Consider the following 9,952-nt stretch of genomic DNA (forward strand, 5'->3'; position numbering starts at 1 on the left):
GACTATCTTATTCCTAACAGCTGCTCTATTTCAATAACTATCTGGTTATTTTGCCAGACGGTGCTTAAATACTCCTGCTGTATGTCAATAGCCAGAGTGAGGTTGATAAGCTGTTCACTGTAAGAGATTTCACCGCTTTTAAAGCTTAGTTCAGAATTGGTTATTATTAAATCAGCCTGAGGTAATGCCTCTCTTTCAAGGTAATTAAGGGAGCTTTGCAGTTTATTGTATTCTTGTACCAGCGAGTTTAATTGCCCTCTTAATTGTGTCTGCGCAAGGTCAAACTGTGAACTAGCTATTTCCGAATTTATTTTCGCTGCGTTTATCTTTGACCGATACCCTCCGGGAAATATTGGTATAGACATCCCTAGAGTAAAAAAACCAAACCGATCTGAACTATTAAAGTCATAATCAACTCCATTATAATTAGCCGCTCCATTATAGGTTTGACTGGCATAGCCAATCAAGAAGTCGGGAAGCATTTTATTACGTTCAACTTTTACCTGCTGGGTATTAATCGCTACGTTCTGTTTTAAATAATTCAGCATAGGGTTCTTGTTGATTGTAGCTGTATCTGATAATAACTCAGCCATGCTCTCTTTTTTGAGTCCATCACTTTTAAGTTCAAGCATTTCGTCAGTATTCAGTAAAACCGCTAATGATGTTTTTGCTATTTCCAGATCTGCATTGAGTTGTTTGAGCTTATTTCTCACACGCATTGATTGAGCACTGGCAGTTACCTTCTCAAGGTTTGTTGACTCACCCGTTTCGTACCTTGCCTGACTATACCGACTCAAGCCATCATAAATGCTATCCTGTTTTTCAAACAGTCTAATCTGTTCCTTCACATAAACAATTTGCATGTAGGCATACTTTACATTCGTCACCAATTCATTTTGATCTATATCCTTTGCATATTCACTTGCCCGAATTTTTTCCTTACCCAGTTTAGCTTGTGTACTGTAAAGTGTTGGAAAATTGATCCTTTGCGTTACATTCAAGAGATTGTCCTGAATTGTTGGGTTACTAACCACGCCCTGTGAATACGAAACATCTGTTTTAGGTATGGTTACGGCTCCTTTTTTAAGGGCAGTTGCTTCTTCAATTCTGTAATTGGCAATTTTTATTGATTGGTTATTTTCAATAGCCATTTCAATTGCCTGATCTAGCGTTATTCCGGGTTCTTTTACATTTAATGAATCCTGTGCCTTTAGATTCTGTGTCATTAATAATCCCCCGAATACCAAAAACATACTTAGTGTTTTTGTGCCCTTAAGGTTAATCTTAGTATTACTGAAATAGATATAAAGAACAGGAAGCACAATCAGTGTTAATAATGTAGCAGTGAACAAACCACCAATAACCACTGTTGCTAAAGGTCTTTGAACTTCAGCTCCAGCCGTTGTTGAAAGTGCCATAGGCAAGAATCCTAAAGACGCTACCGCAGCAGTCATGAGTACAGGTCTTAACCTTACACGTGTGCCTTTTATGACTCGTTCATATATGTCTGACACTCCTGACTTTTCAAGTCTGTTAAATTCAGCCACTAGCACAATTCCATTGAGTACAGCTACACCAAACAAAGCAATAAACCCAACGCCAGCTGAAATGCTAAAAGGCATATCCCTTATCAAAAGGGCACAGACACCTCCGATAGCCGATAAAGGAATAGCAGTAAAAATCAAAAAGCTTTGTTTGACTGACCCGAACGTGAAGTACAATAAAACAAGGATTAGAAGTAATGCCATTGGTACGACTATAGCTAATCTTTTACTTGCTCGTTGTAAGTTTTCAAACTGTCCGCCATAAGTAACATAGTACCCAGCGGGCATAGTTACTTTGTCAGAAATGACCTTTTGTATATCGGAAACAATACTTTGTACATCCCTGGTTCTTACATTGAATCCTATTGTCACCCTTCGTTTAGCGTTATCCCTCTGAATTTGTACAGGACCTGGTTCGAAGGTAACATTCGCCACTTCCCGAAGTGGAACGGCCCCACCATTGGGATTTTCCATGTATAAGTCTTGTACATCGGCAATGTCGGTTCTATGTCCTTTATCCAATCTCACCACCAAATCAAAGCGTCTTTCTCCTTCATAAACCAACCCAGTAGACTTACCCGCAAAAGCAGTAGCAATTGCCTGGTTAATGTTTTCTACATTCATTCCATATTCGGCAATCTTATCTCTATCCAACTCTATTTTAATTTGAGGAAGTCCTGTGATTTCTTCTACATACAAATCTTCAACCCCTTCAATAGATTTGATATTTCTACCAACTTTATTGGCTAGTTCCGAAAGTGTATTTAGCTCTTCTCCGTAAATTTTAATGACTACATCCTGCTTTGCACCAGTAAGAAGTTCATTGAACCGCATTTGTATTGGTTGTTGAAAACCAAATGTTGCATTTGGAATCACAGATAGTGACTGTTGCATCTTCTCTGCCAGTTCCTCTCTGGTTTCTGCACTTACCCATTCATCTTTTGGTTTTAGAATAATCATCATATCTCCAGCTTCAATAGGCATAGGATCGGTAGGTATTTCACCAGATCCTATCTTATTTACTACCTGCTTTACTTCGGGATATTCTCGTAAAATGATTTCTTGAGCCTTTTTCGAAACCGCAATGGACTGTTGTAATGAACTACCAACTGGCACTCTAGTTTCTACTGCAAAATCACCTTCATCTAACTGCGGTATAAATTCACCACCCATTCGGCTAAATGTGAATAGCGTTATGATGAACAAGCCTATTGCAATTCCTACAACTAACCCTTTTTTATGAATGGCTCTTTCAATGACAGGTTGATAGATTCTCTGAAAGAAATCCATCATTTTATCTGAGAAGTTTCGCTTATGTGTTGTCTTTTTACTCAACACTAAAGCAGACATCATTGGAACGTAAGTAAGCGAAAGTATAAAGGCTCCTAGAATAGCAAACGAAACTGTTTGAGCCATAGGAGTAAACATTTTTCCTTCTACACCTACTAGTGCCCATAACGGTAGATATACGATCAAAATGATAATTTCTCCAAATGCCGCAGATGTCCTGATTTTACTGGAAGATTCAAATACCTCATGATCCATTTGATCGCGTGTGAGCATGGCACTCCCTGCATACTTTTTCTTACTGTTATTAACACCGTGTAATACTGCTTCAACAATAATTACTGCTCCATCTACAATAAGACCAAAGTCAATCGCACCCAAACTCATAAGGTTTCCTGACACTCCAAATAGTCGCATCATACCCAGTGCGAATAACATAGCTAGCGGAATAACAGAGGCTACCACAAAACCTCCTCTCAAATTACCTAAGAAAAGGATTAGGATAAATATGACAATTAAAGCACCTTCTGCCAGGTTTTTAACCACGGTGGAAATTGCACTATCAACTAATTTCTTCCTATCCAAAAATGGTTCAATAGTGACTCCCTCTGGTAATGTGGTTTTAATCTGTTCAATTTTCTCCTTTACATTATTTATTACCGCTGATGAATTTGCTCCCTTCAGCATCATAACGATTCCTGTTACCACTTCACCTTCTGCGTTGCGTGTAGCAGCACCGTACCTTACACTATGCCCAAACTGAACAGATGCAATGTCTCTTATTAATACTGGAGTTCCCCTTACATTGGATTTGACAACTATTTTCTCAATATCATTCAGGCTTTTAACTAGTCCTTCACTTCTTATGAAATAAGCATTAGGATTTTTGTCAATGTATGCTCCACCTGTGTTTTGATTATTAGTTTTGAGTGCCTCAAAAACTTCATTTATACCTATATCAAAACTCCTGAGTTTATCAGGGTTTAAAGCAATTTCATATTGCTTTGTATAGCCTCCAAACCCACTAACCTCAGCTACACCAGGTGTACCAAGAAGTTGACGTTTAATAATCCAATCTTGGATTGTTCTTAGCTCGGTAGCATCGTACTGATCTTCAAAACCTGGCTCAGGATGTACTACGTATTGATATATTTCACCCAATCCCGTGGTTACAGGGGCCATTTCGGGTTGTCCAACCCCTTCAGGAATTTCTTTCCCTGCAAGGGATAGTCTTTCCTGTACTTGTTGTCTTGCCCAATAGAGATCCGTACTTTCTTCAAAAACTATGGTAACAATGGACAATCCAAATCTAGAGAATGATCGCATTTCCTTTATTTCAGGTATGGAAACCATAGTCTGTTCTACAGGAAAGGTTACTAACTGTTCCACCTCTTGTGCTGCGAGGGTGGGTGACACTGTGATTACCATCACCTGATTATCGGTAATATCGGGAACTGCATCTATTGGCAACTTTGTCAATGAATAGCTTCCCCAACCGATCAATGCTAGTGTGAATAATCCGATAATGAGTTTATTCTTTATCGAAAATTTTATAATGTTATCTAACATGATACTTTATTTCATGAATACTTAATTGAATATTTTTTCTCGAGAAATGAGAAAGAGAAGAGGTTTACGACACAATAAAAGCCACTTCTAGGAGGATTTATGCCCTAATACCATTAAGGTTGGAATGCAATGATTCAAGTCAATTGCAGAAAAAGTTTAGACTCCAATAATTAGCTTGCTAATATGCATATCAGCAGACTTACTGTGTCTCACTTTCATTCACCAAATACGATACGAATAACCTCTTACGAAAGAGACGAGAAAGGTGGCCCTCTAAGAGTCAGGCCGGAAGAATGTGGAGAAAGTGGCTCTCCGTAAATGTATGTTGACCAAACTTTAGAACTTAACTTGTCAGGCCAAAAAGCAATTGTAGTATTGATAGCTACATCAAATACTGAAATATTTATTATTCTGCTATCAGTTGTGTTTAATTGAGTGATCTCATGCGAATGAGAGCTATGAGAATGATCTTCAATTAACTGATGTAAAAATGTTAATTCATGAACAGAAGTATTCTTTTCTTCCAGATGACTATGATCATGGTCTTCAGAAGACGCTAGAACTATTTCTTCAAGCTCATTATGCGAGTGGTGAATATGGGGTACAGCGTTTTGAAGTGTAATCAGGCTGACTACACTTAACAAAAACAAAGCCTTTAATTTAAAAAAACCTCCCATATCGTAATACGAAACTAGTAAATTCATATGGTTAAGCAATTTTTTTTATTTGATTTTTTTCAATGTGTTTAATGTTATTCATATTGTTTGTTGGCAGGCATATTATCTTACATTCTATCCCAGCAGGTTAATGAAATCCAGAAAATTCTAATTTTCTGTTTGCTTTAGAAAAATCCTTTCCTAGATTTGAGGCATAATGAGAAACACAAATTTACATAGCGCATGGTGGTGGCATTTAACTGAACTCAGTTGATGTGAACTCATGCTATATGTAATTTAACGATACTCAAAAGCCTGCTTCACGCAGGCTTTTTTTGTTTTAGGCCATTGAAGAACCGAAAAATGAACAAGATTAAATTAAATACTACCTCGCAAAAACTATTGGCAGATACCGTCACCCCGGTGAGTATCTACTTGAAGCTGCGCGATAAATACGAGAATCCGATTCTTTTGGAAAGCTCTGATTACCATGGGAATGACAATAGCTTTTCTTACATCTGTTGCGAGCCTTTGGCCAGTTTTAGGTTGAAGGATGGTCAATTGACAAAGCAGTTGCCCGGCCAAACGGAAACGCAATATCAAGTAGAGAATAGTAAGGTAGGAGATGAGTTGAGTGTGTTTTCAAAAAGCTTCGAATCGGATGATAATCCTTATAAATTCATCAATAATGGCCTTTTCGGTTACATTGGCTACGATGCGGTGAAGTATTTCGAGAACATTCCTGTAAATGAGAAAAAAGAAGATCAATACGGAATTCCCGATGTGCTTTACCATGTATACCGCTATGTAATTGCCATCGATCATTTCAAAAACGAACTCTATGTTTTTGAACATTCGCCAGAAGGGACCGAACCCAAAGGTTTGGAGCCAATTATCAATTTGGTGAATAATAGGAACTATCCATCTTATGAATTCAAAACGGTAGCCGAAGAAAGCTCTAACTATACAGATGATGAATTTTTGAACATCATTCAAAAAGGAATTGACCATTGCCACAGAGGAGATGTATTCCAGATTGTGCTGTCAAGAAGATTCCAGAAGGGTTTTAAGGGAGATGAGTTCAACGTATATCGTGCCCTAAGGTCGGTAAACCCTTCGCCTTATCTTTTCTACTTTGACTACGGTAGCTTCAAAATATTCGGTTCTTCGCCCGAAGCACAATTGGTGATTAAAGATGGTGAAGCCACTATCCACCCCATTGCAGGTACTTTTAAACGTACTGGGAATGATGAAGCAGATGCGGAATTGGCCAAGGCACTTCATAATGATCCAAAGGAAAATTCGGAACACGTTATGTTGGTAGACTTAGCCCGCAACGACTTGAGTCGTGCTGGATCGAATGTGAAAGTGGATACCTACAAAGAAATTCAATACTACTCGCATGTCATTCATTTGGTATCGAAGGTAACGGGAACGCTTAATCCCGATGTACTTTCAACCGACATGGTAACGGGCACATTTCCAGCCGGAACACTTTCTGGAGCTCCGAAAGTACGTGCCATGCAGTTGATCAACGAATACGAAAAAACCAGACGAGGCTATTACGGTGGCGCTATCGGCTTTATGGGCTTCGATGGCAACTTTAACCATGCCATTATGATCCGTTCTTTTCTGAGTAAAAACAGTAATCTACATTTCCAAGCAGGTGCTGGGGTAGTCGCTAAATCAGACAAAGCCTCTGAACTACAAGAAGTAAACAATAAGCTAGGAGCACTGAGAAAGGCCATTGAAATGGCGGAGAATATTAGATAGTAGTTATTGGTTAAAAGTTAAGAGAAATGAGTATTCACAGTTTTACGGATTTGGAGGTTTGGAAGAAGGCTAGAGTGCTGAGAAAGAGTATTTCCACTTTAACTCAAAAATTCCCTTCTGATGAGAAGTTCAAATTAACTGATCAGATAAAACGATCGAGTAGGTCGATTACGGCTAATATTGCTGAGGGTTATGGCAGGTTTCACTACCAAGAAAATATTCAGTTCTGTAGAGTAGCAAGAGGTTCTTTAACCGAGACTTTAGACCATTTAATTGTTGCCTTCGATGAAGGGTATATCGATGAACAAACTTTAAAGGATTTCGAATCTCAATTGACTGAGGTTAAGAAAATACTGAATGGATATATCAAGTATCTCGCAAAGGCAAAGCAACTGCCATTAGATACCGATGAAACTCCCCCTAATAACTAATTTCTAATTACTCATAACTAAAAGTGAGCAAAGCGAACGATGAAGATACTAATACTAGATAACTACGATTCATTCACCTACAACTTGGTGCATTACCTGCGCGAGTTGGCGGATGGTGCTGAAATGACCGTGGTACGAAACGATCAAATTACACTAGACGAAGTGGAGGCTTATGATAAGATTTTGCTTTCTCCTGGGCCAGGAATTCCAGAAGAAGCGGGAATTATGCCTGAACTGATCAAGCGTTATGGTGCAACCAAAAGCATTTTGGGTGTTTGCTTAGGGCATCAAGCCATTGCCGAAGCCTATGGCGCTTCACTTTATAATATGCCCGAAGTGCTGCATGGTGTGTCGAGCAAAATTAAAGTGGTGAAGCCTGAGGATAGATTATTCAATGGGATTCCAAGTGAATATGAAATTTGTCATTACCACAGCTGGAATGTGAGTAAGGAGAATTTAGTCAATGAACTTGAAGTCACTGCTTATGATGAACTCGGTGAAATCATGGCCATCAGTCATAAAGAGTATGATGTTAAAGGCGTACAGTTCCACCCAGAATCTATCATGACGGAGTATGGGCATAAGCTGCTTGAGAATTGGCTGAAAGCAGGGGCTCAGTAAAGAGTAAATAGTTATTGGTTATGAGTACTGGCCCAATAGTAATACTCATAACTAATTTCTCAATAACTAATAACTAGTTAAAGAAGATGAAAGACATACTAAACCAACTTATAGAATATAAATCGCTGGATAAAACCACAGCAAAGGAGATTTTGATGAACCTCACATTGGGGAAATATAATCAAAGTCAGGTGGCGGCATTTCTTACCGTGTACTTAATGCGAAGCATCACAGTAGAAGAACTCGAAGGTTTTCGGGATGCCATGCTGGAACTTTGTGTGCCGGTAGATATTCCAGAATATGATGCCATTGACCTTTGCGGAACAGGCGGAGACGGAAAGAACACCTTTAATATTTCCACACTAAGCTCATTTATTGTGGCTGGGGCAGGGCAGAACGTAGCCAAACACGGAAATAATGGAGTGTCATCTGTTTCTGGTTCTTCTAACCTGATGGCACATTTCGGTTACGAGTTCACCAACGACATTGGTAAGCTGAAAAAGAGTTTGGATGAAAGCGGAATTGCCTTTTTACATGCACCGCTTTTTCACCCTGCCATGAAAAACGTAGCACCCATTCGAAGAGACTTGGGCGTAAAAACCTTCTTCAATATGTTGGGGCCAATGGTAAATCCTTCCTTTCCCAAAAAACAATTGGTCGGAGTGTTTAGTCTAGAGTTGGCCAGATTATACGGCTACCTTTACCAAAAAACAGATAAGCAGTTTGTGATTTTACATGCCCTCGATGGCTATGACGAAATTTCATTGACAGGAGGCTTTAAGAAGATCACGCACTTGCAGGAAGAAATTGTTCAACCCGAAGATTTAGGACTTACTCGAATTCAACCTGAAGCTATTTTTGGTGGCGAAACGGTAGAAGAATCGGCTAAGATTTTCGAGAAGATCTTAAAAGGAGAAGGCACAAAAGCCCAAAACGAAGTGGTGATTGCCAACTCGGCCATGGCTTTACAATGTGGTAAGGGCTATAACATCGATGATGCAGTAGGCCACGCACGGGAATCACTCGAATCGGGGAAGGCATTGAGGGCGTTTAAACGAATTTTAGAATTAAAATAAGGCTGACAGTCGATAGACCATAGTCCATCGTGACTATTGACTATTGACTATTGACTATTGACCAACATGGATATACTACAAAAAATAATTGCACACAAAGAGAAGGAAGTAGCCGAACGAAAAGGGCTTTTTCCGCCTAAGTTATTAGAGCAGAGCATATACTTCGAGAGCAAAACCGTTTCGTTAAAAAAGTATTTGCTGCGGGAAGATAAATCGGGGGTTATAGCTGAATTCAAGCGTAAATCGCCTTCAAAGGGAATAATTAATGCGCATGCTAAAGTAGAACGAACTACTATTGGTTACATGCAGGCAGGTGCTTCGGCACTTTCTGTATTGACAGACACTGAGTTTTTCGGAGGGAAAAACGAGGACCTTTCTACGGCTAGAAAATTCAACTTCTGCCCTGTACTAAGAAAAGACTTTATCATTGATGAATACCAAATCATTGAAGCCAAGTCGATTGGTGCGGATGCTATTCTGCTGATTGCTGCTTGTTTAACGCCTGAGAGACTAAAACAATTAGCCGCATTCGCCAAAACGCTTCAGTTAGAAGTGCTGATGGAAATTCACAGTGAAGAAGAGTTACATCCCTACCTCTCACCAGATTTAGATGTGGTAGGAGTAAACAACCGTAACCTTAAGACTTTCGAAACCAGTATTGAAACTTCAAAAATGTTGGTGGACAAAATCCCGAACGAATTTGTGAAGATTTCAGAAAGTGGTATTAGCGATCCTGCTACGATTGTTGAGTTAAAAAAGGCGGGCTTCCAAGGTTTTCTAATTGGCGAAACCTTTATGAAAACGGGTAGGCCAGAAAGAGCCGCTGCTGAATTTATTGAGGCAGTTCAGAAACAGTTGTCAGTATAACAGGAAAAAAGTTGATCAGAAAACAGCCCCGAAACTTCGGGGAGGGAACTCAATTTCCTGAGAAAAGTTCGCTTTAACTGATAACTGATAACTGATAACTGATAACTGATAACTGATAACTGATAACT

General features: G+C 39.2%; 7 protein-coding genes. 5 read left to right on the forward strand and 2 right to left on the reverse strand.

Features of this window, described 5'->3' with window-relative positions:
• Positions 1-2: 2 nt before the first annotated feature.
• Positions 3-4,400: a CusA/CzcA family heavy metal efflux RND transporter gene (locus AAC026_RS08295; protein WP_339696914.1), complete on the reverse strand. Its 4,398-nt coding sequence runs from the start codon at positions 4,398-4,400 to the stop codon at positions 3-5.
• Positions 4,401-4,645: 245 nt separating this feature from the next.
• Positions 4,646-5,104: a hypothetical protein gene (locus tag AAC026_RS08300; protein ID WP_339696917.1), complete on the reverse strand. Its 459-nt coding sequence runs from the start codon at positions 5,102-5,104 to the stop codon at positions 4,646-4,648.
• Between the two features lie 315 nt (positions 5,105-5,419).
• On the opposite strand from AAC026_RS08300, the gene AAC026_RS08305 reads away from it, so the two are divergent.
• The 5 genes from AAC026_RS08305 to trpC all read left to right on the forward strand — a co-directional run bounded on the left by AAC026_RS08305 (position 5,420) and on the right by trpC (position 9,824).
• A complete protein-coding gene (locus tag AAC026_RS08305; RefSeq protein WP_339696920.1) occupies positions 5,420-6,829 on the forward strand; it encodes an anthranilate synthase component I family protein in 1,410 nt (469 codons plus the stop codon).
• Between the two features lie 26 nt (positions 6,830-6,855).
• The gene (locus AAC026_RS08310; protein WP_339696922.1) at positions 6,856-7,260 is read left to right on the forward strand and encodes a four helix bundle protein; all 405 of its coding nucleotides are present in this window, start codon (positions 6,856-6,858) and stop codon (positions 7,258-7,260) included.
• 39 nt (positions 7,261-7,299) lie between these two features.
• Positions 7,300-7,881 (forward strand): aminodeoxychorismate/anthranilate synthase component II, encoded by a 582-nt coding sequence (locus tag AAC026_RS08315; protein ID WP_339696924.1) that lies wholly within the window; start codon positions 7,300-7,302, stop codon positions 7,879-7,881.
• An 86-nt stretch (positions 7,882-7,967) separates the two neighbouring features.
• On the forward strand, positions 7,968-8,957 hold the full coding sequence (trpD, locus tag AAC026_RS08320; protein ID WP_339696925.1) for an anthranilate phosphoribosyltransferase: 990 nt from the start codon (positions 7,968-7,970) through the stop codon (positions 8,955-8,957).
• A 66-nt stretch (positions 8,958-9,023) separates the two neighbouring features.
• Positions 9,024-9,824 carry an indole-3-glycerol phosphate synthase TrpC gene (trpC, locus tag AAC026_RS08325; RefSeq protein ID WP_339696926.1) on the forward strand — a complete coding sequence of 267 codons (801 nt, stop codon included), beginning with the start codon at positions 9,024-9,026 and terminating at the stop codon, positions 9,822-9,824.
• Positions 9,825-9,952: the final 128 nt, after the last annotated feature.

The sequence above is a fragment of the uncultured Roseivirga sp. genome (genome assembly GCF_963973945.1).
Lineage (GTDB): Bacteria > Bacteroidota > Bacteroidia > Cytophagales > Cyclobacteriaceae > Roseivirga.